Below are 24,324 nucleotides of genomic sequence, written 5' to 3'. Positions count from 1 at the left end.
TTTTTTGAGATTGGGAGCTAACAAACCGGGGAGGATAACTGGATGAAACAAAGTGCAGCGGCTGTCACACTTAAGGGGATTACGAAACGCTTTCCCGGTCTTGTAGCCAATGATTCGATCGATTTTGAGCTCAAGAAAGGCGAGATCCATGCTTTGCTGGGCGAGAATGGTGCAGGCAAGTCCACATTGATGAACATTTTGTTCGGGCTGTATCAGCCGGATGAAGGAGAAATTTGGGTTAACGGCAATAAAACAGTTATTGAAGGTGCAGGTAAGGCGATTGAACTCGGAATTGGCATGGTGCATCAGCACTTTAAGCTCGTACAGCCATTTACGGTGGCTGAAAATATTGTGCTTGGCAATGAGCCGCGCAAGTTTGGCACATTCGTCAATTATAAGCAAGCAAATGACAAAGTCCGTTCCATCTCGGAGCGTTATGCATTGAAAGTAGATCCGCAGGTGCGGATTAAAGATATTACGGTGGGCATGCAGCAGCGTGTGGAAATTTTGAAAACTTTGTACCGCGGGGCCGAAATTTTGATCTTCGATGAGCCGACAGCGGTGCTGACCGTACAGGAAATCGAAGAGCTGATTGGCATTTTGCGCAATTTGGCTGCCGAAGGCAAGTCCATTATTTTGATTACGCATAAGCTCAAAGAGGTTATGGCACTTGCAGATTCCGTTACGGTTATTCGTCGCGGCAAGGTTGTGCGTACCGTCACGACCAAAGAAACGAATGAGCAGCAGCTTGCTGAACTTATGGTAGGGCGCGATGTTAATTTCCAGGCTATAAAGACTAAGAAAGAGCCCGGAGAGCTTATCGTATCCGTTGACAACCTTACAATGAAGGGCGAAGAGAAAAAACTCGTTCTGAACGGGGTAGCTTTTGATATCCGTGCGGGCGAAATTTTGGGTATTGCTGGTGTTGATGGCAATGGACAAAGTGAGCTGGTACAGGCCATCACAGGAATGCGTAAAGCATCAGGCGGATCTGTAAAGCTTCAGGGTAAGGAAATGATCAATAAAACGCCGCGCCAGTTATCCGTTGCAGGTGTAAGCCACATTCCAGAGGACCGTCACAAGCATGGAATGGTACTGGATTTCACGCTCAGCGAAAACATGGTGCTGGATACGTATTTTGATCCGCAGTTCGGCAAAAACGGCTTTATCGATTATAAAGCGATAGACTTGCTTGCGAATCAGTTAGTAACGGAATTTGATGTACGTTCATCGGGTATCGGAGCGAAGGCACGTTCCTTGTCGGGCGGCAACCAGCAGAAAGCTATTATTGCCCGTGAGCTCTGGAAAAACCCATCATTGCTCATAGCAGTGCAGCCGACTCGTGGCTTGGATATAGGCGCAATCGAATATGTGCATAAGCGGCTGATTGAAGCGCGGGATGCAGGTAAAGCGATTTTGCTTGTATCGTTCGAGCTGGATGAGCTGTACGCGTTGTCTGACCGCATTGCGGTTATGTATGAAGGTAAAATAATGGGCTATGCCGATGCTGATCAGCGTGATGATCAGCAGCTGGGTCTAATGATGGCAGGCAATTCGGCGGCAAATGAGCCGAGCAAAGGTGGGAGATAGCAACCATGGATAAAGTCAAAGGAATTGCTGGCAAAACATTCAATAAAACATCTTTCCTCGTCCCCTTGGTGGCTATCATTTTGGGTCTGTTATGCGGGGCGATAGCCATGCTGGCAGGCGGGTTCGATCCTATACTGGCTTACCAATCGCTGATTAAAAAGCTATTTGGCAGTCCTTACGATATGGGCGAGGCTATTCGTGCGATTACCCCGCTGATATTCACAGGCACAGCGGTTGCTTTCGCTTTCCGTACAGGCCTGTTCAATATCGGGGTAGAAGGCCAGTTCATGATGGGTATGACTGGTGCAACCGTCATCGGGATTACGCTTGACCTACCGTGGTTTCTGCATGCTCCGCTTGCTATTATTGTCGGAGCGCTGTGCGGAGGCTTATGGGCGGCATTGACCGGCTATTTGAAGGCTGTTCGCGGCGTTAACGAAGTTATTTCCTCAATTATGTTGAACTGGGTTGCGCTTTATTTGTCCAATTACATTATTCGCGCATTTTTTGTGGCAAAAGGGCAGCAAAAATCAGATCCAATCCAAGAATCTGCACTGGTATCGATTGGCTGGTTGTCTGATGCGATGGATCATGCCCGTATGCATTGGGGTACTGTCATTGCCTTGCTTGGTATTGGTGTATTTTATATTATTTTGTGGAGAACGAAGCAGGGCTATGAGCTCAGAGCAGTGGGACAAAGCCCTGACGCAGCGCTGTATGCAGGGATTAATGTCAATCGCACCATTGTAAAGTCGATGTTTATTAGCGGCTTGTTTGCGGGGCTGGCAGGCGTGTTTGAGTCGCTGGGCGTATTTGGCTATCAGACAATTCTGGCAGCGCCATGGGGCTATGGCTTTGATGGTATCGCGGTTGCTTTGCTTGGCGGCAATACGCCAATTGGCGTATTGTTCGGTGCTATACTGTTCGGTGGTCTCAGCTATGGCTCTGCGGGCATGAGCTTTGGAGCGGGCGTACCGCCCGAGCTCGTTCGAATCGTTATCGGCTCGATCATCTTCTTTATTGCTTCGCATGGCATAGTAAAGTTTTTCATAAAACCATTCCTTGGACGACGTGCAGACAAGCGTAAGGAGGCGATCTAATATGAATGCACTGGAAATATTGGGTCAGCTTATTAACGTTACGCTTGTATTTTCTACGGCGCTTATTTTTACCGGTCTCGGCGGTCTCTTTTCCGAGCGATCTGGCGTTATTAATATCGGTCTCGAGGGCTTGATGGTGTCAGGCGCGTTCGCGGCAGCAGTCATTACCGACTATGCGATACAAGCTGGTTATGAGGAATCTGCTCCGTGGATAGGCTTAGTGGGGGCGGCTATATATGGGGTGATATTTGCCCTTCTACATGCGGTATCTACCATTACATTTAAGGCGGATCAGACGATAGTCGGTGTCGTTATTAATATTTTGGCAGCGGGCATCGCCATTTATTTAACGAAAAGCTTGTATGAAGGTTCGGGACAGACAACGACGCTGACTCATGTATTCAACAAATGGGAAATCCCTTATTTATCGGATATTCCGTTTTTTGGCGAGGCGTTCTTTAAAGCTTATCCGACGACATATGTTGTTATTTTGCTTGTCATTATCAGCTATATTGTACTGTACAAAACGCACTTCGGCTTGCGCCTTCGCGCAGTCGGCGAATACCCGAGCTCGGCCGACACAGTGGGGATCAGCGTAACAAAATATCGTTATATCGGCGTGCTGCTCAGCGGCGCACTTGCAGGTCTTGGCGGTGCGACCATTACGTTAACAACGACGAGCAACTTTGCCCATAATACGATTTCGGGCCAAGGCTTTATCGCTATCGCGGCTGTAATTTTCGGAAAATGGAATCCGCTCGGCGTTGCGGGAGCTGCTATTTTCTTCGGCTTCGCGCAAGCGATTCGCAACTTTGCCCAGCTGTTCGATTGGTCGCAGCAAATTCCGACCGAGTTTTTCTATATGCTGCCATACGTATTGACGCTGGTTGTACTCGTAGGTGCAGTAGGACGTTCTTCTGCTCCAGGCTCGCTTGGCGAACCATACGATCCGGCAAAACGCTAACAGGATCAAAGAGCTCCAAACTTCCCATGGATATCACGTATGCCGTGATTAATCCATGGGAAGTTTTTTTATATTCTGATTATTTGCGCAAGGTTAGTCACAGAAAATCCACGATTGTGGATAACTTGTTGATAACCATGTGCGTAAATGCTGCATTTATACACAATAGTCGCCAATGATGGAAAGTTCAGCTGCGGCAGGCGCTATTTTCAAAGGGAATTCACACTTTTGTCATAAACGCATTGACAGCATGATCTGCCTGGAGTAAATTAAACCTTATCAAATGAATTTACCGTAAAGGTCAAATGAAAGGCGAACGACTTTTTAGGTTTGTGCATCAATTCACAAAGTCGGAAGTAGCCATATCTGGAATGGGCAATCAGCTTGCCCTTCCCTCATAAGAGGAGAGGATTAACTGTGGAAGCACTGGCACTGGAACGCAAGGCGGAGCAGAACCGCGAACTGCGGGAACGGCTAATGCAATTGAAGAAAGAGCGCAACGCCATCATTCTTGCTCATTATTATCAGCGTGATGAAATTCAAGAGGTTGCAGATTTCCGTGGAGATTCGTTTTTGCTAGCACAAAAAGCGGCGCAGACGGACGCGGATGTTATCGTATTTTGCGGCGTGCATTTTATGGGCGAGAGCGCAAAAATTTTGGCACCGAACAAAACGGTTATTATTCCGGACGAGCGTGCAGGCTGCCCGATGGCGGATATGGTCAATGTCGATGGTCTTCGCAAGCTGAAAGCCCAGCATCCGAATGCGACCGTCGTTACGTATATTAACTCATCTGCCGAAATTAAGGCAGAGACTGACATCTGTTGTACATCGGCCAATGCGGTTAACGTTGTAAATTCCGTGGAAGGCCAAGACGTCATTTGGGTACCGGACAAAAACCTGGGGCATTACGTGCAGCAGAAAACCGATAAGAACATGATTATCTGGGAAGGTTACTGCAACACGCACGACATGTTGACGGTGAAGGATGTAGAGGAAATGAAGGCGAAACACCCGAATGCGCAGTTTGTTGTGCATCCTGAGTGCCGCCCTGAAGTGGTGGAGCTGGGTGATTTTGTCGGCAGTACGACAGCGATTATTAAATATTGCAAGGAATCGGATTGCAAGGAGTTTATCGTCGGCACGGAGGATGGCACGGGCTATCAGCTGCGGCTGGACAGCCCGGAAAAAACATTCCTTTTTGCATCTAAATATTTGGTCTGCCCGAACATGAAGGTTAATAACCTCAAGAAGCTGGTTAAATGCCTCGAAACGATGCAGCCGCAAATCTATGTACCGCCGCATGTGGCGGATCAAGCACGCTTGTCCCTGGAGCGCATGTTACTCGTGAAATAGGAGCAGCATGCGCTACTCCTATGCCTGGAGGCGCGAGAAATGATTCCCAGATACCTTGTAGACATCAAATTAGACGAACTGCCGGTAATCGAGAAGGATGTTATTGTGATTGGTGCCGGCATTGCCGGTCTTTTTACCGCACTTCGGGCAAGTGATCGGCATTCCGTGCTGATGATTACGAAGAAGTCGCTGCTGGACAGCAACACCCGCTATGCGCAGGGCGGCATTGCCGCGGTCATATCGGAAGATGATTCACCCGCTTATCACAGCGAGGACACGTTGATTGCGGGAGCGGGCTTGTGCTCGGAGGATGCGGTCAATGTGCTGGTGCATGAGGGACCGGAGGGTGTAAATCAGCTCATTGAAATGGGCACGCAGTTCGATTTGGAAAATGGCGAGTTTGCGCTGACAAAGGAAGGCGCTCACAGCCAGCGCCGTATTTTGCATGCCAATGGGGATGCGACGGGCTACGAAATTGTACGAGCCTTATCGGAGAAAGCATTGTCTAAGCCTGGTATTGAAGTATGGGACGACCATTTTGTCATCGATTTGGTAACTAATGATGGAGAATGCGTTGGCGCTGTTGTGCAAAAGCCTGACGGCACGCGTCTGCTTGTGCGCGGCAAGGCGACCATTCTATGCTCCGGCGGTGCTGGACAGCTCTATCGTTACACGACGAATCCTGAGGTAGCCACAGGCGATGGGATTGCAATGGCTTACCGGGCAGGAGCTTATATACAGGATGTAGAGTTTGTTCAATTCCATCCGACCTCCCTATGCTACCCAGGGGCGCCGCGGTTTCTGATTTCAGAAGCGGTGCGCGGCGAGGGAGCTGTGCTTCGCAATACGCGGGGCGAGCGTTTTATGGAGCGTTACCATCCTCAGCTGGAGCTGGCGCCGCGTGACGTGGTGGCCCGCGCCATTATTAGCGAGATGGAGGCAACGAAATCAACCTTCGTTTATTTGGATGTGACGCATGAGTCGCCGGATATGGTGAAGCATCGTTTTCCGAATATTTATGAATTCTGCTTGCGTTATGGCTTGGACCTGACGACGGATTGGATTCCGGTTGCCCCTGCTGCACATTATATGATGGGTGGCGTAAAAACCGATCTCGATGGAGAAACAAACATTAAAAGGCTGTTCGCCTGCGGCGAGGTTTCCTCGACAGGCGTTCACGGAGCGAATCGCTTGGCGAGCAATTCGCTGTCGGAAGCGGTCGTTTTCGGCAAGCGAATCGTCGAGGCGATTGATAAACTTGCAGAGCATGCAGAGATTCAGCCTATAATAGAGAGCAGCGTACCGCGCAGCAGCGTGCCGATTCAGGCCGTTGTGGAGCGGAGATTGAAGCTGCAAAAGATTATGGTCAGGTACGCAGGCCTGCAGCGTGATGCCAAGGGTTTGGAGAGGGGGCTTGAGGAGCTGCGGCGCCAGCTTCCGATTTTTCAAGCGATGCTGACCAAGCGGGAAGAGTTTGAATTTGCCAATATGCTGACATGTGCCCTGTTGACGGCGGATTCCGCTTTGCAGCGGGAGGAGAGCCGCGGCGCGCATTACCGTGAGGACTTCCCGGAGCGCAATGATCAGGCTTGGCGCAAGCATACTGTAATGCACCGTGTATACGGGAGGACAGAGGAGCGGTTAACCAATGTTTGAGACGACGCTGGACGGCTATAATGAAGCACTGCGTGCGCAAATACGCAGCTGGCTTGCGGAAGATATCGGAAGCGGCGATGTAACGACCGCTATGACGATTCCGCTCGGAGCGCAGGCGAAGGCTGTAATTCATGTAAAGGAAAATGGACGGATTGCCGGCATTCCGATTGCTCGCCTTGTGTTTGAAACCGTTGACCGCTCGCTGGTCTTCACGGCGAAGGTTGAGGATGGCCAGTATGTGGAAAAAGGCACCGTGCTCGCGGAAGTAGAGGGCAGCATCCATAGCCTGCTGACAGGGGAGCGCCTTGCGCTTAATTTAATGCAGCGGATGTCCGGCGTTGCGACGAAGACAAGCGAATTTGTAGCGGCTTTGCAGGGCTTGCCGGTTAGGCTGGTCGACACGCGCAAAACGACGCCAGGCCATCGCCTGCTTGAAAAGTATGCCGTTCGCGTTGGCGGCGGCTCGAACCACCGGTTTGGCTTGTATGATGCCGTTATGATCAAGGATAATCATATTAAGGGCGCAGGCGGTATTCGGGAAGCGGTGGAAGCAGCGCGAGCCGGCATTCCCCATACGATGAAGATCGAAGTGGAGACGGAATCTTTGGAGCAAGTCGATGAGGCGATTGCATGCGGCGCTGATATTATTATGCTCGACAATATGCCGCAAGACATGATGAAGGCAGCTGTCAAGCAAATCAAGCAGCGCGCGCCACATGTTATTGTAGAAGCTTCGGGCAATGTGCGGCTTGATACGATTCACGGCATAGCCGCTTGCGGTGTAGATGTCATTTCGGTAGGAGGCCTTACCTACTCCTTCCAATCGCTTGATATTAGTCTCGACCTTCATGCGAAGAAGGGAGGGGCAATGTCTTGATTCTCGTCATTGACGTCGGCAATACGAATATAGTGCTGGGCATTTATCAAGGCAAGGAACTGCTCCATCACTGGAGGCTCAGCACGAATCGTTCCGCTACAGTTGATGAATATGGCATCAACTTTCATCATTTGTTTCATTTTGCCGGCATGCGTTTGGAGCAGATGGAAGGCGTCATTATTTCATCCGTCGTTCCGCCGCTCATGCGGACGCTGGAGCAGCTGTGCATGAAGTATTTGCGCAAGAAACCGTATATCGTCGGCCCAGGCGTGAAGACAGGACTCAATATCCGGTATGAAAACCCTCGCGAGGTCGGTGCTGACCGCATCGTGAATTCGGTGGCGGGCATCGTCAAATATGGCAGCCCGCTTATTGTCGTCGACTTTGGCACCGCAACGACATTTGATTACATTGATGCCGCTGGCAGCTATTTGGGCGGCGCCATTGTGCCGGGCATTGCTATCTCGACAGAGGCGCTTTATCAGCGGGCGGCGAAGCTGCCGCGCATTGAGCTGGTGAAGCCGCCAAGCGTAATCGGCCGCAATCCGGTCACATCTATGCAGGCGGGCATTATATACGGCTATGCTGGACAAGTGGACGGTATCGTGCGGAGAATTCGCAAGGAGTTTAAAGTTTCGCCGCGTGTCATCGCGACGGGCGGCTTGGCTGAGTTAATTAGCTCAGAATCGGAAACGATAGATGAAGTTGATCCGCTTCTGACATTAGAAGGCTTGCGTATTATATATGAACGGAATCAGGAGGGATAGACGATGGAGCAAAGGAAAGATTTTTTGGTGCGCGGCACGGCATGGGAAGGCAAAATTCGTGTTTTCGCTGCCCGTACAACGCAGTTGGTCGATGAGCTGCAGCGCCGGCACGGTACACTGCCGACAGCAACGGCGGCGATCGGCAGAACGGCAACAGCCGGAGCTATTATGGGCGCTATGCTGAAGGGCGAAGAAAAGCTGACGATTCAAGTGAAGGGCGATGGCCCAATGGGACAAATTGTTGTTGATGCAAATGCTCATGGAGAAGTGCGAGGCTACACGGACAATCCGCTCGTTCTGCTTCCAAGCAATGCGCAGGGCAAGCTTGATGTTGCAGGTGCAGTAGGCCATAGCGGTTATATTCATATTACAAAGGATCTAGGCCTGAAAGAGCCTTACCGCGGCAGTGTTCCGATTGTTTCCGGCGAGCTGGGCGAAGACTTCACCTATTATTTTGCCGTATCGGAGCAGACGCCTTCCGCAGTTGGGCTCGGCGTGCTGGTCGATGAAGACGGCCGCGTCATCCACGCTGGCGGCTTTATCGTACAGCTGATGCCGGGGCTTACGGATGCGGAAATCACAAAGCTGGAGAAAGCGCTCAGTGCGATGCCTCCTGTCACTGCGCTGCTCGATCAGGGCGAGACGCCAGAAGGGCTGCTCAAATGGGTCGTCGGCGACGATGCTGTCATCCATGAGTCGCTGGATTTGCGTTTTCAATGCAAATGCTCGCGCGAGCGCGTAGAGCAGACTCTGATCAGCATGGGCGAATCGGAATTGCAGCAAACGATTGAAGAAGAAGGAAAAGCAGAGGTCGTATGCCACTTCTGTAATGAAGCTTACCAGTTTAACCGTACTGAGCTGGAGCAATTGCTCGACCAAGCCAAACCGAAGCCGATCCATTAAGATGGAGGCTACCGGGCAATGAATAAAATCGGTGTCGTCAGGACGATCGTCGTCATTCAGGCGTTGTGCATGATCGTGCTCAGTGTAGTTGTTGTAGTGAGATTGTCGCCTTTTTCTGAAGGGCTGCCAGAGCATGAGCCGGATTCGGGAACACGTACGGAGACGGGCAATGAGATAGTACCCGGCAGCTCGGAAAACGATAAAATTATTGCCATCATTGGCAATCACAGCATTAGGGTAAGCGAGCTGATGAACAGGCTCAGCGAGCAATATGGCGAAGCTACCCTCAAGCTGATGATGATTCACAGCGCCATTGACCAAGAAGCTGCCTCGCAGCAGCTTGAGGTTACCGCTCAGGAACAGCAGAGAGCTGTGGAGGAGCAGGCAGAAGGGTACGATAGCGAAGAGGATTTTTACCGGGTCATGAATCAGCAGCTTGGCATGTCCAAAGAGGAAGTTTTGAAGGATGTGAAGTACAGGCTGTTGACTGAAAAAATAGCGATCCAAAAAGTGGACGTGCCGGACGATGAGGTTGAACGCTACATTGCGGATCATGAGGAACAGTACGGAGACAAGCTGCAATATCGCTTATCCTGGATTGTGACGGCGAATAAGGAAGAGGCGAACCGCGTGCTGGACAAACTGTCCCAAGGAGCGGATTTCGCGCAAACCGCGGCTGAAAACTCGATAGATGCTTTTACGTCAGAGGCTGGCGGTGATTTAGGCCTTATTGATGCGAATGACCCGTTTCATGAGCTGGCGATTCTTTCAGCGGCAAGCAAGCTGGGTACGGGAGAGATTGCCGGCCCGATAGCCATTGCCGAAGGTTATGCCATTATTCGTTTGATGGAGCGTCATACAACGGATAAGCCACAGGGGCAGCAATTGCATGAACTGGTTCGCAAAGAGCTGGCTTTATCACAGGCTCCTTCGCTAAGCCAAATTGAGGAGCAGCTATTGGAGAAATATGATGCTGTCACCTTTCCGTAAATATAAGAAATTTTAGGTTTGTTTATAAGCTTCCATTATATTGGAGCATCATATAGCCGTATTCGCCAGACGATTGGAAAATGGGCGAACAATCCGTCTTTTTCAAAATATAAGCATTTATAAGGCTTCCACTTCTATCAGGCTTATATTTCAATGCAAAACGGTACTTTTTCGGTCGGGGATGGCGTTAGCCTGCCGTTGTCGCTTGAAGGAAATGAAGGTATTGACAACGAATACAACTCATTGATAAGATGGAATTAGTTAAAAAACCAACTGAATTAGTCGGAATAAGGAGGAAGTATGACACATGGCAAAAATCGTGCAAAGCATTACTGATCTAATTGGTGATACACCGCTAGTTCGCTTGAATCGTCTTGTTCCTGAGGACAGCGCTGAAATTTATGTGAAGCTTGAATATCAAAATCCAGGTGCGAGCGTAAAAGACCGTATCGCAATCAGCATGATTGAAGTAGCTGAACAGGAAGGCATCATTAAGCCGGGCGATACAATTGTTGAGCCTACGAGCGGCAACACAGGTATCGGTCTTGCCTTGGTAGCAGCGGCTAAAGGCTATAAAGCTATTCTTGTTATGCCTGAGACGATGAGTATTGAGCGCCGCAACCTGCTTCGTGCCTATGGCGCAGAAGTGGTTCTGACGCCAGGTTCGGAAGGCATGAACGGAGCTGTTCGCAAAGCCGAGGAATTGGCGAAAGAAAACCCGTCCTATTTTATCCCGCAGCAGTTCAATAACCAAGCGAATGTGAAAATCCACCGCGAGACGACAGGCCCAGAAATCGTTGAGGCGATCAACTCCCTGGACGGCAAGCTGGATGCATTCGTAGCGGGCATTGGTACTGGCGGTACAATTACGGGTACTGGCGAAGTGCTGAAGAAGAACTTCAAAGATATTAAAATTTACGCGGTTGAGCCAGCGGCTTCCCCACTGCTTTCGGGCGGACAGCCTGGCCCTCACAAAATCCAAGGGATTGGCGCTAACTTCGTGCCGACGATTTTGGACCGTGAGATCTATGACGAAGTGATTACTGTTGAAAATGATGATGCATTCGACTACGCACGCCGTGCTGCGAAAGAAGAAGGCATTTTGTGCGGAATTTCCTCCGGTGCTGCAATCTATGCTGCTTTGAAAGTAGCGAAGGAACTCGGCAAAGGCAAGCGCGTTATCGCGGTTGTTCCAAGTAACGGTGAGCGTTACCTCAGTACGCCGCTGTTCAACTTCGAGAACTAACACTTATGACCAAGCGGGGCCGTGCCTTAATTGGAGCGGTGTACCGTTTGACTGGCCTTCCATTCATTTGAGTGGAGGGCTTTTTTCAATTATAAGAAGGTATAAGTTTCACCCTATCAGCGCTCTTTCCTTTTGGGCAGGTATTCTGTATACTAGGCAAAATAAACATGCTTGTCGATCGGGGGTTGGAAGGTGATGTTCACCGCCTTGGACTATTGGTTAGGGTGGCACGCCGAGCAGAAATATACGACTTTTCCACTGCTGCGGGAGCTGCCGCTTGGAGAAGAAGGCGTCGCTTCATGGGAGGAGGCATGGCGGGATGCATCGCCGTATGCTTTTGTGCTGGAGAGCGGCAAGGGCGGGCGCTATACGTATCTCGGCCTGCAGCCGGAAAGCGTCATTCGCGGCAAAGGCCTGGAGGCGGAAGCCCGGGCGTTGAGCCCAGATCTCGCCGATGCTTCACAGTCAGCTGATTCAGTCGTGCGCTATCAGGGCAAACCGCTCGAAGTGGTGCGGAGCTGGATGGAGCCTTATCGCGCGCCGAAGCTTGAAGCAGCTGGAACGCCGAAATGGACGGGCGGCTGTGTCGGATTTTGGAGCTATGACGTCATTCGTTCGATTGAGCGGCTGCCGGAGCTGACGGAAGACGACTTGAATTTGCCGGATTATTTGTTTCTGCGTTTAAATGAACTATGGATTGTCGATCATAGCGACAAGAAGCTATATTGCGCGGTGCATACGCTTGTGCCAAGCGATGCGAGGGAAGAGGAGCTGCGGCTGCTTTATGCGCAGGCTTGCTCGCGGGCCGATGAGATGGCCGTTTATTGGGAGCAGCGGTTCGGAAGCGAAGCGAATGGACAGCGAGGCGTGAATCATGCTGCTAGCTCAAGCACAAGCGAGAGCCGCCAGCTGCGTCAAGAGCGTCTGCAGCTTGCCACGGACGATTCCCTCCAGAGCAATCTGGATGAGATGGGCGGGATCAGCACGCGTTTTTCGAAGGAAGCCTTTGAGGAGGCTGTTCGGCAAATTCAGCGTTACATCGGGCAAGGCGACGTATTTCAGGTTAATTTATCGGTGAGGCAGAGCCGGGCGCTTGGTGTGCAGCCAGAGGAGCTGTACGAATGGCTTCGTCTCATTAATCCATCGCCATATATGGGCTTTCTGCGCTGTCCTGACTTTCAGCTCGTTTCGGCTTCGCCGGAGCTGCTCGTTGAGCGCCGCGGCGACTTGCTTGCAGCCCGTCCAATTGCCGGAACGCGCAGACGCGGCCGAACAGAGGCGGAAAACGAGCTCATGGCGGAGGAGCTGCGGACGAGCGAGAAGGAGCGCGCCGAGCATATTATGCTGGTCGATTTGGAGCGCAACGATTTGGGGCGGATTTCGGCTTACGGCACGGTGAAGGTGGAAGAGCTGATGGTCATAGAGCAATATTCGCATGTGATGCATTTGGTATCCCAAGTGGAGGGACGGCTTGCCGAGGGCAAGGATGCATATGATGTGATTGCGGCCACTTTCCCAGGCGGCACTATAACAGGCGCTCCCAAAATCCGCACGATGGAAATCATTGAGGAGCTGGAGCCTGTAAGGCGTGGTCCTTATACCGGCTCGCTCGGATGGATTGACTATAATGGCGATATGGAATTTAATATTATCATACGGACTATGGTCGTCAAAGATGGCATGGTGCATATTCAGGCCGGAGCAGGCATCGTCATTGATTCCAAGCCGGAGCGCGAATATAAGGAATCATTAAGCAAGGCGAAGGCGCTGTGGAAGGCGATTGAGTATAGTGAACGGTTCAGGCAGGCTGCGCCAAGCGGGCGCAAACATTAGAGGGGGCGCATGCGATGATTCTCGTAATAGATAACTATGATTCGTTTACCTACAACCTGGTGCAATATTTAGGCGAGCTTGGCGAGGACATTGTTGTGAAAAGAAATGATGAACTGGGGCTGGCGGACATTGAGCAGCTGGCACCTGATCATATTTTGATTTCTCCGGGACCTTGCTCTCCGAACGAGGCGGGCATCAGCCTGTCGCTCATTGAGCATTTTAAAGGAAAAATTCCGATTTTCGGCGTGTGTCTTGGCCATCAGGCGATTGGACAAGCTTTTGGCGGCGATGTCATTCGCGCTGAACGTTTGATGCATGGAAAAACATCACAAATGGTGCATGACGGCAAAACAATTTTTGAAGGCATCCCTTCGCCGTTCACCGCAACCCGTTACCATTCCCTTATCGTGAAAAAAGAGACCCTGCCAGACTGTCTTGAAATCAGCGCAGAAACAGCGGAAGGCGAAATTATGGCCCTTCGCCATAAAGAATACCCGATTGAAGGGGTGCAATTCCATCCGGAATCGATTATTTCCGAGCATGGGCTGACGCTGCTGCGCAACTTTTTGAAAATTCGTACAGGCGCGCCGCGATGAAGGTCGCGTTTGGCGGCGTTGTCATGGATGCCGGTCAAGCTGTGATCTCAATATATGATCACGGCTTTTTGTACGGTTTGGGTTTGTTCGAGACGTTTCGGACCTATGGCGGCCGCGCTTATTTGCTGGAACGGCATTTGCGGCGGCTGGAGGCGGGCTGTTTGTCGCTGGGCATTCGCTACAAACCGGATCAAAGCGCTCTTGAGGCGAGGATCGCCGAGCTGCTTCATGCCAATGAGCTGAAGGATGGTTATGTCCGGCTGACCGTTACAGCAGGAGATGGCGGGCTAGGCTTGCCGGCAGGCGATTATGAGCAGCCGCAGGAGCTGATCTTGATGAAGCCGCTGCCGCCCTATCAGGCTACGCTTTATGAGCATGGCCGCGAGCTTAGGCTGCTGCATACGAAGCGCAATACGCCCGAAGGCGAGATTCGGCTTAAATCGCTGCATTATATGAATAATATTATAGCGAAGCGCGAGCTGGCCGCGAGCAATGCCTCGCCTGGAGCAGAAGGATTGATGCTGAGCGGTGCTGGCCTGCTGACGGAGGGCATCGTCAGCAATCTTTTTTTCGCCCAGGATGGTGTCATTCGGACGCCCGCAGTTGATACAGGCATTTTGCCGGGCATTACGCGAGAGCGCGTTATGGAACTGGCCCGTGCGGCGGGCTTTCAGGTGGAGGAAGGCCATTATAGTTGGAACCAGCTGCTTGGGGCAGATGAAATTTGGCTGACGGGCTCCGTTCAGGAGCTGGTGCCAGTGACGCGGTTATCAGGTCCCGACGGCACTCTGGTGCAGGTTGGCAAAGAGGCGGGTGCAGGAAGCGGCGCGGGCTATGGAAAGGCCAGAAATGCAGCCATGCTTGAGGCGGAAGCGGAAGCGGAAGCCGGGAAAGCAGGGACTGTCGCCGGCCCGATCACGCGCCAGCTGCTAAAGGCTTACCGCTCCGATACGATGAGAAGCAAGTAAGGTGGAGGCGTCAATCAGCTGCGCATGAAGACTAGAATAGCTAAAGGTGTGAGCGGAACTTATGAATATAACAAGAGAAAGCAAGCTTGAATATTACAGCAGGAGCTATGAGCTGCCTGGAGGGAAGCAGCTGGAGCTGGGCAAGCGCACGCTGATTATGGGCATTTTGAATGCTACACCCGATTCCTTCTCCGATGGCGGGAAGTTTAATGAAGCGGAGGCGGCTGCCAGCCGTGCGGTGGAGATGGCGGCAGAAGGCGCTGATATTATCGATATCGGCGGCGAATCCACGCGCCCGGGCTTTGTGCCGGTCGATGCCGAGGAGGAGCTGCGCCGCGTTATTCCGGTCATACAAGCTGTCCGTGCTGCGCTGCCGCATATTGCGATATCGATCGATACGTATAAGGCAAAGACAGCACGTCACGCGCTCGCCGCAGGGGCTACGATTATTAATGATATTTGGGGACTCAAATTTGATGCGGATATGGCGGCAGCCGCAGCGGAATACGGCTGCCCGGTTATTTTAACGCATAATCGGACGAATCCTGTCTACCTGGCAGCCGATTTTGTGGAGGATGTTATTGCCGATTTGGAAGAAAGCATCGAAATCGCAAGACATGCGGGCGTGAAAGAGGAGCAGATCTGGCTTGATCCTGGCCTTGGCTTTGCCAAAACCCATGAGCAAAATATGGAGCTTCTAGGACGGCTTGCCGAGCTGCACGCCCTTGGCTATCCTGTCCTGCTGGGCACTTCACGCAAAAGCTTCATTAGGCAGACGCTAGAGTTGCCAAGGGAAGAGCTGGTAGAGGGCACGGCAGCAACGACGGCGCTGGGCATTGCTCAAGGCTGTCAAATCGTCAGGGTGCATGATGTGCGCGCGAATAAAAGAACTGCTATCATGTCGGATGCGATTACCTATCGGCGTTATTCATAGATTCAGATATAAGTATAAGGGGCGTAAGCTTATGGATAGAATGCTTGTGAAAGGCATGCAGTTTTACGGTTATCACGGTGTTTTTGCGGAAGAGAACAGGCTGGGGCAAAAATTCGGTGTCGATCTGGAACTGCTGCTGGATTTGGAGAAAGCGGCAACGATGGATGATTTGGAAGCAACGGTGAATTATGCCGAATTGCATGCGCTAACGAAGAAAATCGTCGAAGGAGCGCCGTTTAAATTGATTGAGGCTTTAGCGGGTAGCATTGCAACGCAGTTGCTGGCGGCTTATACTATGATAAATGAAGTAACGGTTCGTGTGACGAAGCCAAACCCGCCGTTCGACATTCATTTTGATGGCGTGACGGTAGAGCTGCGCAGAAAGCGGGATGCTGATGGACGCATTGTCTCCGTTTAATTCGCCCGCAGATGCGTATGTGGCTCTCGGTTCAAATGTAGGGGATCGGCAGCAGCTTTTGCTGCAAGCGATCCAGCAGTTAAGCGGCCGCCCAGACATCGAAGTGCTTCGCGTTTCGGGCATATATGAGACCGATCCGGTCGGCTATACGGATCAGCCCCCTTTTCTGAATATGGTTATCGCCGTACGAACTACGCTGTCCCCGCTTGCTTTATTGCACGTTCTGCTGGATACCGAGCAGCAGCTTGGGCGTGTTAGAGATATACGCTGGGGGCCGCGCACTATAGATCTCGATTTGCTGTTGTATGCTGATGTCGTGATGGATGGCGAGGAACTGACACTTCCGCATCCGCGAATGATGGAACGTTCCTTCGTGCTCGTTCCGCTTGGTGATGTAATTGAGCAGTCCCATCCGCTTAAGGAACAGGTGGCTGCGGCCGCGGCTTCAGCGCTTCAGGATGGAAAGGAAGGCATCATGTTATGGAAAATCATCAATTGGCACAGCGAGTCCGGGCATTTCGTAAGCTAAAGGGCTATACACAGCAGGAATTAGCAAAAGTACTTGGCGTGTCGGTAGCGGTGTTAGGCTCCCTTGAGCGCGGCACCCGCAAGGCAGACGCGAAGTTATTGATTCATATATCAAACACCCTTGGCGTTAGCTATGAAGAATTGACGGATTCGGAATCAAATGGAAACGCGTAAGCAAGCGGAAATGGCTGCCGCCATCCTCTGGGGGTAAAGCTGCTGTTTCGCAGGTGAAATATAAGCCCAATATAAGGGTATAGCTTTTAAATGCTTATATTTGATCAAACCAGAAGGATCGTGGAGAAGCATGCTGAAAATCGGCGACATCGAGATGAAGAACAGAGTTGTGCTCGCGCCGATGGCCGGCGTGTGCAATCCAGCCTTCCGTCTAATTGCGAAAGAGTTTGGAACAGGTCTTGTGTGCGCGGAGATGGTGAGCGACAAGGCGATTTTGCACGGCAATAAGCGGACGAGGGAAATGCTGTTCGTGGACGAACGTGAGAAGCCGCTTAGCTTGCAGATTTTCGGCGGTGACCGTGAATCGCTGGTCGAGGCGGCGAAGGTCGTGGATAAGCAAACCAATGCTGATATTATTGATATCAATATGGGCTGCCCAGTACCTAAAGTAACGAAATGCGATGCTGGTGCGCGCTGGCTCCTTGACCCGAACAAAATTTACGAGATGGTTTCTGCCGTAGTAGAAGCTGTTGATAAGCCGGTAACGGTGAAAATGCGCATCGGCTGGGATGACGAGCATATTTATGCGGTGGAAAATGCGCGCGCCGTTGAGCGTGCTGGCGGCAAAGCGGTCAGCGTTCACGGTCGTACGCGCGAGCAGCAGTACACAGGTGTAGCGAATTGGGACATCATTCGCGATGTGAAGCAGGCGGTGTCGATTCCGGTAATCGGCAACGGGGATGTTTTTTCACCTGAAGATGCCAAGCGCTTGCTGGAGCATACAGGCTGCGACGGCGTCATGATCGGCCGTGGTGCGCTTGGAAACCCATGGATGCTGTATCGGACCATTCAATATTTGACGAATGGCGAGCTGCTGCCTGATCCAATGCCGCGCGAGAAGATGCAGGTTGCTATTCTTCATTTGGATCGTCTCATTGACCTGAAGGGCGAGGCCGCTGCCGTACGGGATATGCGCAAGCATCTGGCTTGGTATTTGAAGGGCTTGCCGGGCGGTGCCCGCGTCAAGGATGTTATTATGGAAGAAACCGGCCGGGATCGGATGGTGGACATTTTGGATCAGTATCTGGTGTCGCTCGAGGAGCAAGGTCTGGTTGCTGCAAGCTTCTAGCTTGAAATATAGGAAAGGATTTCCTAACGCGATCCTTTCTCTATATTTCTCGGAATGAAACGCGTTGCGCCGCCAAAGGAAGGCGCAAGCCGTTTCACCTTGCACGAGCAGGCTGTTCAGGAAACGGCTGAGCGGAAATTCGGCAATCCCTATACTTGATTTGCAAATGAAATAAACGGGCAGGTTATCTGAGAACGTTCAGAGGCCTGCCTTTTTTTAAAATATAAGATTGTAAAGGCGAGTCTCCTGCTTATGCTCGTGTGACGCCTAACGACAAAACATTTGTTATTTTTTCATAGAACGGCGACAGCCGTTTCGCCTTGGATAATAGATGAGGAGACCCATGGCGGCTTATGAGAAAATGGAAAGGTTATGTAAAAAACCTTATATATTTGGAACTTTGTGTTTTTTGTAGACGAGTTAGGAAGGATTGTGCGGTTTTGCAACGAATAAAAAAGAAGGGCCGTTTGGCTATCCCGCCAACTGAAATAAAGGGTTCAAGCACAGGCGCTTTTACAAGCGGCGTGTTCCTTGCAGCCAGGTGTACATATATGGTGGGCAACGCTTTCAAGAGGCCTTATGCGAAAGTCGTTCCAGTCGTTTGGCTTTGATTGACATTCAGGAGAACATTGCATATAATCGTGCAATATAACCTTAATGACTATAGTCAACGCGGCTTATCTGCTCCCTCAGCTGGTCTGAGGCAAGAGGAGCGTAATATATTAATTAACAGTGAATTCATACCTGGTATGAAAATTGGTCACACGACGGGAGAATCGGAAAGATGAGCGATAAAGAGATCATTCTGACTCAGGAAGGTTTGAGAAAGCTTGAGGACGAACTGGAGATGCTGAAATCGGTCAAGCGTCGCGAAGTAGCTGAGCGGATCAAGATCGCGATTGGCTACGGCGATATTAGCGAAAACTCCGAGTATGAAGATGCTAAGAATGAGCAGGCCTTCATCGAAGGTCGTATCATTACGTTGGAGAAGATGCTCCGCAACGCTCGGATCATCAACAGCGATGAGATCGATACAGATGTGGTCAGCATCGGCTCCACGGTAACTGTAGAAGATTTGGAATTTGGCGATAAAATGGAATATGCCATTGTCGGTTCCGCAGAATCGGATCCGCTTAACAATAAGATTTCCAATGAGAGCCCTGTAGGCAGAGCGATTTTGGGTAAAAAGGAAGGCACGGTCGTTGATGTCAGCGTACCAGCCGGTGTTATACAATATAGAATCGTCGATATTAAAAAATAAGGTTTGCACTGTGTCTGATTCAGAAAGCTTCCTTAAGCGGAAGCTTTTTGAACGTTAAAGCGGTGCCTTAGGAGATGAAATCAAGTTGGAACATCAGAACACCGAGACAGGTCATGAACAAGAACAAGAGCTAAGCGAGCTGCTGCAAATCCGCCGTGATAAACTGGACGAGCTGAGAGGGCTCGGCATCGATCCATTTGGCAGCAAATTCGAGCGTTCGCATAATGCAAAGGACATCGTGTCCGCTTATGAGTCGTTTACGAAGGAAGAGCTGGAGGAGAAAGCCGTTCAGGTCACCATTGCGGGCCGGATTATGCAGAAGCGCGGCATGGGTAAAGCGAGCTTTGCCCACATTCAGGATCTAAGCGGCAAAATTCAAATTTATGCGCGCAAGGATACGGTTGAGGAAAACCAATTCGCAGCATTCACCCTGCTAGATATCGGCGATATCATCGGCGTGAAGGGAACGGTATTCAAGACGAATACCGGCGAAGTATCGGTCAAAGCGCTGGAAGTGATCGTACTTACAAAATCGCTTCTGCCTTTGCCGGACAAGTTCCATGGACTGAAGGATGTCGAGCTGCGCTACCGCCAGCGTTATGTTGATCTAATTGTGAATCCTGATGTTCAACAGACGTTCATCTCCCGCTCCCGCATTATCCAATCGATGAGACGCTACCTGGATGGCCAGAACTATCTGGAAGTAGAAACGCCGACGCTGCATACGATTCCGGGCGGAGCATCCGCACGCCCTTTCATCACGCATCATAATGCGCTTGATATGCAGCTTTATATGCGTATCGCGATTGAGCTGCATTTGAAACGCTTGATTGTCGGCGGCATGGAGAAGGTTTACGAAATTGGCCGCGTTTATCGGAACGAAGGCATGTCGACGCGCCATAACCCAGAGTTTACGATGCTGGAGCTGTATGAGGCTTACGCTGACTACAAGGACATTATGGCATTGACTGAAAACATGATCGCGCATATCGCGCAGGATGTGCTCGGCACTACCAAGATCATGTACCAAGGCCAAGAAGTCGACCTGACGCCGCAATGGCGCCGTATTTCAATGGTTGATCTGGTTAAGGAAACCAAAGGCGTTGATTTCAGCGTTCAAATGACGGATGAAGAAGCGCACGCCATTGCGAAGGAGCATAACGTCAAAGTTGAGCCGCATATGACGTTCGGTCATATTGTGAATGCGTTCTTTGAAGAGTTTTGCGAGCATACGCTCATTCAGCCAACCTTCGTTACGGGCCATCCGGTTGCGATTTCGCCGCTGGCGAAGAAAAGCCCGGTTGATCCGCGCTTCACGGATCGTTTTGAATTGTTTATCGTGGCGCGCGAGCATGCCAATGCGTTTACAGAGCTGAACGATCCGATCGATCAGCGCGAACGTTTTGAGGCGCAGTTGCTGGAGAAGGAGCAGGGCAATGACGAGGCGCATGAGATGGATGACGATTTCATCCGTGCACTGGAGTACGGCTTGCCGCCAACGGGCGGACTAGGAATCGGCATCGACCGTCTGGTCATGCTGTTGACTGATGCGCCTTCCATCCGCGACGTGCTGCTGTTCCCGCATATGCGCAATCTGGCAGGCGAATAGCCGATCATATTTTTCTACTAACCTGTTGAGGCCTGCGGCTTCAGCAGGTTTTTTTCTATAATAGGCCAGGAAAGCTGTTTAAACGAGCTTTATGCCAGGCAATAAGCTGATGCCGCCTCCGTCCATTGACCCGTGCCGTATTTTCCTTTAAAGTGAATATGTATTTTCAGACAAAAAAAGCTATCTTAGCGAGGTATTGACTATAGAAATTAGAGGTGAACAGACGTTGCTGAAAGGTTCAATGAGAAGTTTGCGGTTGGTCATATGCATGGTAATGCTCTTATTCAGTTTTTTGCCTTATGGCGGCAAGCAGGTGTTTGCGGAGGAGTTTAATATTATACATAATGCTGGCTTCGAGGATGCGGAGTCTGGTGTACCTTTGTCATGGACACAGGATGTATGGGAGGCTGGGGAGAGCGTATCGCGCTTTACGCTGGAGCAATCCGATGTTTATTCGGGCACCGGCGCAGCTAAAATTCAGAACTTTCAACCGAACCATGCCAAATGGATACAGAAGCTGACCGTAAGTCCGGACGCTTATTACCATGTGAGCGGCTGGGTCAAGGTTTCAGAGGCAAAAAGCGATGCAATCGGGGCAAATTTGTTTATTGTAGGAGTGGGGGATCCATTTCCACAGTTGACTGATACGGCGGGCGAGTGGAAGCTGCTCGAATTTTACGGCCGGACAGGGCCAGAGCAGAAGGAGCTGCAAATGGGCATTAGCCTGGGCGGCTACGGAAGCTTGAACACGGGAACAGCGCTGTTCGACGATTTGAAAATGGAGCAGCTTCCAGCAAAGCCTGAAAACGTTCAAATCATGTCCTTCGAGCCATCGCAGCTGACAGGCGGTGGGGGCGGAGCGACAGAGGCTGAAAAGATGGACCCGAAAAAGATATCCGCTTTTCCCGTATTATCGATATCGGCCTTATTCGGCCTCTTGTTTGTTTTTCTCTATCGAAAAATGCTTCGGACGCAGCCGCTGGAAAAATCCAGCACTTCCTATCGTAGCTGGCTGATTGCCGCTATGGCAGCAGCTCTTATTTTCAGGCTATGGGTTGCGATTAAGGTGCCGGGCTACGTCAACGATATTAAAACCTTTATGTACTGGGCGGATCGCGCCTATCAGAATGGCGTACAGCAGTTTTATGAAGAAGGGGTCTTTGCAGACTACCCGCCAGGCTACGTCTACATTTTGTATGTTCTTGCTGCCATCAAGTCATGGTTCAGCATAAATCCGGATACAAGCGGAGCAACGCTGCTCTTCAAGCTCCCGGCCATCGTGGCCGATCTAGTGTCCAGCTGGCTCATTTACCGCTTTGCCAAAACAAAGCTCAATCCGGCAGCAGCGGCAGGCCTTGCCATGCTCTATGTGTTTAACCCGGCGATCTGGATCAATTCAGCAGGCTGGGGGCAGGTGGATTCCTTCTTCACCCTGTTTCTCATTATGGCGATTAGCAGCATGGCGGGGGAGCGTCTGGAACGGGGCGGTATCTGGTTCGCGCTAGCTGTGCTCATTAAACCGCAGGCTTTAATTTTCGCCCCGGTTGTCCTGCTTGCTTATTGGCATAAACGCGATTGGAAGCGCGCCTTGACGAGCGTCGCTTATGGCGTGATCGCTTTTCTAGTGCTTGCAGCTCCATTTTTCTTGAATAATGGCGGTCTGATGGGTGTTATTGAGCTTTACAAAGCAACGTTATCCTCCTATCCGTACGCAACGCTGAATGCGTTCAACTTATATGCGCTTACGGGAGGGAACTGGGCGTCACTGGACAGCAATTGGCTGCTGTTGTCTTATAAAACATGGGGCAATATTGCCATAGTGCTAGCTGTGGTGGCGGCAGTATGGTTCTCCTTCAAGGGCAAGCCAAAGCGCAATCTGGGCATCTCTTATTTTATTGCGATCGTTCTTATCACAATCGTTTTCCTGTTTGCGACGAAAATGCATGAGCGTTATCTGTTCCCTGTCATCTTGCTGTATGTATTCGCCTATATCGAGTCGCAGGATCGGCGGCTGCTGCATCTCATGATGGGTTTCAGTGTCACGCATTTCATTAATGTCGGCTACGTGCTTGCATTTAGCGAGGCAGGTCAGCATACGGTGACCGACGGCATTGTCATTTTGTGCTCCATTACGAATTTGTGCTTGTTCGCCTATTTGCTTTATGTCGGTTATTCTCTCTATGTGAAAAATGATCCCAAACCAGTTCCACCGCTGACGCAGGAAGAACTTCGGGAAGCAGACCGGCAGGCACTCAAGGAGCTGGAGCCGCAAAGCACTCCTAAAGGCAAGGAACTGCAAGCTTCCACCTCAGATAAGAGCGGCAATAAGCTCACCCGCAAGGACTGGTGGTGGATGGGCGGCATTACGGTTGTCTATGCGATTGTGGCGCTGCTTAATTTGGGCTCGTTTAACAGCCTGAATACAGGCTGGAAGCCGCAGCAGAATGGCCAGAGCTTTTATGTTGATCTTGGACAGACGCAGCAGCTGGAGCGGGTCAATATGTTCGGAGGCGTTGGAGCCGGCAAGCTCAAGCTGGAGTTTGGAAATTCACCGGATGCGTGGAGCGGCGGGGTAGAAGTCGAGCTGAAAATCGGCGATGATCTAAAATGGGTCGTCCAGCCGCTTAATGTGAGCGCGAGATATGCCAAGGTTACGGTCGCTTCAACTGGATTCTCGCTGCAGGAAATGGCCTTTTATCCGAGCGGAAGCGATCAGCCGCTGCCTATTGGAGACATTGTTTATATCGGCTCTAATGCGGCAGCGACCGAGGACCCGCGTTTTGGCCCTGTTGAGCATCTATTTGATGAGCAAAGCTCGGCAGCCTACAAGTCGACGTATTGGAACGGCTCATACTTCGATGAGATTTATCATGCACGTACTGCGTATGAGTTCCTAGAGGATTTGCCCGTATATGAAAATACACATCCGCCACTGGGCAAAATACTCATCGCCATCGGCATCAAGCTGTTCGGGCTCAGTCCCTTCGGCTGGCGGATCATTGGAACGCTGTTCGGCATTGCGATGATACCGCTTATGTATATATTCGTGCTGAGGCTGTTCCGCTATCGCACAGTTTTTGCAGCGGCTGGCGCGATTTTGCTGGCGGCCGATTTCATGCATTTCACACAGACGCGCATTGCGACGATCGATGTGTACGCCGTATTTTTCATTATGCTGATGTTCTACTTCATGTACCGTTACTATAGAATGAACTTCTATTTAGTAGCACTAAGGAAGACGCTCGTTCCGCTATCGCTCGCAGGGGGCGTATTCGGCATCGGTGCCGCGTCCAAATGGATCGTTCTTTATGGCGGGGCAGGGCTTGCTGTTATGTTGGGACTTTCTTTGTTCGATCGCTACAAGCAATATGCAGCTTCCAAGCGTGCGCTTGTATCTGGCACAGGGAATGCTGAGCAGAGGGAGA

The 24,324-nt window shown here is 51.0% G+C and carries 21 protein-coding genes (1 of these 21 running past the window's edge); all 21 read left to right on the top strand.

Annotated features, from left to right (window positions below):
* Window positions 1-42: 42 nt before the first annotated feature.
* Window positions 43-1,590 (top strand): ABC transporter ATP-binding protein, encoded by a 1,548-nt coding sequence (locus BBD42_RS08525; RefSeq protein ID WP_099517805.1) that lies wholly within the window; start codon window positions 43-45, stop codon window positions 1,588-1,590.
* 5 nt (window positions 1,591-1,595) lie between these two features.
* Window positions 1,596-2,690, top strand: coding sequence for an ABC transporter permease (locus tag BBD42_RS08520; RefSeq protein WP_099517804.1), 1,095 nt, complete (start codon window positions 1,596-1,598; stop codon window positions 2,688-2,690).
* A gap of 1 nt (window position 2,691) precedes the next feature.
* Window positions 2,692-3,654, top strand: coding sequence for an ABC transporter permease (locus tag BBD42_RS08515; RefSeq protein ID WP_056034787.1), 963 nt, complete (start codon window positions 2,692-2,694; stop codon window positions 3,652-3,654).
* 417 nt (window positions 3,655-4,071) lie between these two features.
* Window positions 4,072-5,010 carry a quinolinate synthase NadA gene (nadA, locus tag BBD42_RS08510; protein WP_099517803.1) on the top strand — a complete coding sequence of 313 codons (939 nt, stop codon included), beginning with the start codon at window positions 4,072-4,074 and terminating at the stop codon, window positions 5,008-5,010.
* A 39-nt stretch (window positions 5,011-5,049) separates the two neighbouring features.
* The gene (nadB, locus tag BBD42_RS08505; RefSeq protein WP_099517802.1) at window positions 5,050-6,666 is read left to right on the top strand and encodes an L-aspartate oxidase; all 1,617 of its coding nucleotides are present in this window, start codon (window positions 5,050-5,052) and stop codon (window positions 6,664-6,666) included.
* Window positions 6,659-7,543, top strand: a complete 885-nt coding sequence (gene nadC, locus BBD42_RS08500) for a carboxylating nicotinate-nucleotide diphosphorylase (protein ID WP_099517801.1) — start codon at window positions 6,659-6,661, stop codon at window positions 7,541-7,543. The genes nadB and nadC overlap by 8 nt, the downstream gene beginning before the upstream one ends.
* Entirely contained in the window at window positions 7,540-8,310 is a 771-nt protein-coding gene (locus BBD42_RS08495; RefSeq protein WP_056034779.1) for a type III pantothenate kinase, read from the top strand. Before nadC ends, BBD42_RS08495 begins: the two co-directional genes overlap by 4 nt.
* A gap of 3 nt (window positions 8,311-8,313) precedes the next feature.
* The gene (gene hslO, locus BBD42_RS08490; protein WP_056034777.1) at window positions 8,314-9,213 is read left to right on the top strand and encodes an Hsp33 family molecular chaperone HslO; all 900 of its coding nucleotides are present in this window, start codon (window positions 8,314-8,316) and stop codon (window positions 9,211-9,213) included.
* 18 nt (window positions 9,214-9,231) lie between these two features.
* Window positions 9,232-10,203 (top strand): peptidyl-prolyl cis-trans isomerase, encoded by a 972-nt coding sequence (locus tag BBD42_RS08485; RefSeq protein WP_099517800.1) that lies wholly within the window; start codon window positions 9,232-9,234, stop codon window positions 10,201-10,203.
* A 307-nt stretch (window positions 10,204-10,510) separates the two neighbouring features.
* Window positions 10,511-11,449 (top strand): cysteine synthase A, encoded by a 939-nt coding sequence (cysK, locus tag BBD42_RS08480; protein WP_046234444.1) that lies wholly within the window; start codon window positions 10,511-10,513, stop codon window positions 11,447-11,449.
* 195 nt (window positions 11,450-11,644) lie between these two features.
* Window positions 11,645-13,282 carry an anthranilate synthase component I family protein gene (locus BBD42_RS08475; RefSeq protein ID WP_099517799.1) on the top strand — a complete coding sequence of 546 codons (1,638 nt, stop codon included), beginning with the start codon at window positions 11,645-11,647 and terminating at the stop codon, window positions 13,280-13,282.
* Window positions 13,283-13,296: 14 nt separating this feature from the next.
* Window positions 13,297-13,878, top strand: coding sequence for an aminodeoxychorismate/anthranilate synthase component II (gene pabA / locus BBD42_RS08470; RefSeq protein ID WP_046234446.1), 582 nt, complete (start codon window positions 13,297-13,299; stop codon window positions 13,876-13,878).
* The gene (locus tag BBD42_RS08465) at window positions 13,875-14,846 is read left to right on the top strand and encodes an aminotransferase class IV (protein ID WP_099517798.1); all 972 of its coding nucleotides are present in this window, start codon (window positions 13,875-13,877) and stop codon (window positions 14,844-14,846) included. The genes pabA and BBD42_RS08465 overlap by 4 nt, the downstream gene beginning before the upstream one ends.
* A 61-nt stretch (window positions 14,847-14,907) precedes the next feature.
* A complete protein-coding gene (gene folP, locus BBD42_RS08460; protein WP_099517797.1) occupies window positions 14,908-15,780 on the top strand; it encodes a dihydropteroate synthase in 873 nt (290 codons plus the stop codon).
* A 31-nt stretch (window positions 15,781-15,811) separates the two neighbouring features.
* Window positions 15,812-16,198: a dihydroneopterin aldolase gene (gene folB / locus BBD42_RS08455; protein WP_099517796.1), complete on the top strand. Its 387-nt coding sequence runs from the start codon at window positions 15,812-15,814 to the stop codon at window positions 16,196-16,198.
* Window positions 16,176-16,727: a 2-amino-4-hydroxy-6-hydroxymethyldihydropteridine diphosphokinase gene (folK, locus tag BBD42_RS08450; RefSeq protein ID WP_099517795.1), complete on the top strand. Its 552-nt coding sequence runs from the start codon at window positions 16,176-16,178 to the stop codon at window positions 16,725-16,727. The genes folB and folK overlap by 23 nt, the downstream gene beginning before the upstream one ends.
* The gene (locus tag BBD42_RS08445; RefSeq protein WP_056034753.1) at window positions 16,679-16,900 is read left to right on the top strand and encodes a helix-turn-helix domain-containing protein; all 222 of its coding nucleotides are present in this window, start codon (window positions 16,679-16,681) and stop codon (window positions 16,898-16,900) included. The genes folK and BBD42_RS08445 overlap by 49 nt, the downstream gene beginning before the upstream one ends.
* Window positions 16,901-17,030: 130 nt before the next feature.
* Window positions 17,031-18,029, top strand: coding sequence for a tRNA dihydrouridine synthase DusB (gene dusB / locus BBD42_RS08440; RefSeq protein WP_099517794.1), 999 nt, complete (start codon window positions 17,031-17,033; stop codon window positions 18,027-18,029).
* A gap of 784 nt (window positions 18,030-18,813) precedes the next feature.
* The gene (gene greA / locus BBD42_RS08430) at window positions 18,814-19,290 is read left to right on the top strand and encodes a transcription elongation factor GreA (protein ID WP_056034744.1); all 477 of its coding nucleotides are present in this window, start codon (window positions 18,814-18,816) and stop codon (window positions 19,288-19,290) included.
* 85 nt (window positions 19,291-19,375) lie between these two features.
* The gene (gene lysS / locus BBD42_RS08425) at window positions 19,376-20,899 is read left to right on the top strand and encodes a lysine--tRNA ligase (protein WP_099517792.1); all 1,524 of its coding nucleotides are present in this window, start codon (window positions 19,376-19,378) and stop codon (window positions 20,897-20,899) included.
* 268 nt (window positions 20,900-21,167) lie between these two features.
* Window positions 21,168-24,324, top strand: the 5' portion of a protein-coding gene (locus BBD42_RS08420) for a glycosyltransferase family 39 protein (RefSeq protein WP_237163420.1). 698 nt of this gene lie beyond the right edge of the window; only the first 3,157 of its 3,855 coding nucleotides appear in the window; its start codon is at window positions 21,168-21,170; its stop codon lies beyond the right edge, outside the window.

The sequence above is a fragment of the Paenibacillus sp. BIHB 4019 genome (genome assembly GCF_002741035.1).
Lineage (GTDB): Bacteria > Bacillota > Bacilli > Paenibacillales > Paenibacillaceae > Pristimantibacillus.
Note: the sequence above shows the minus strand (reverse complement) of the source record. Positions and strands in the feature narration are given on the sequence as shown.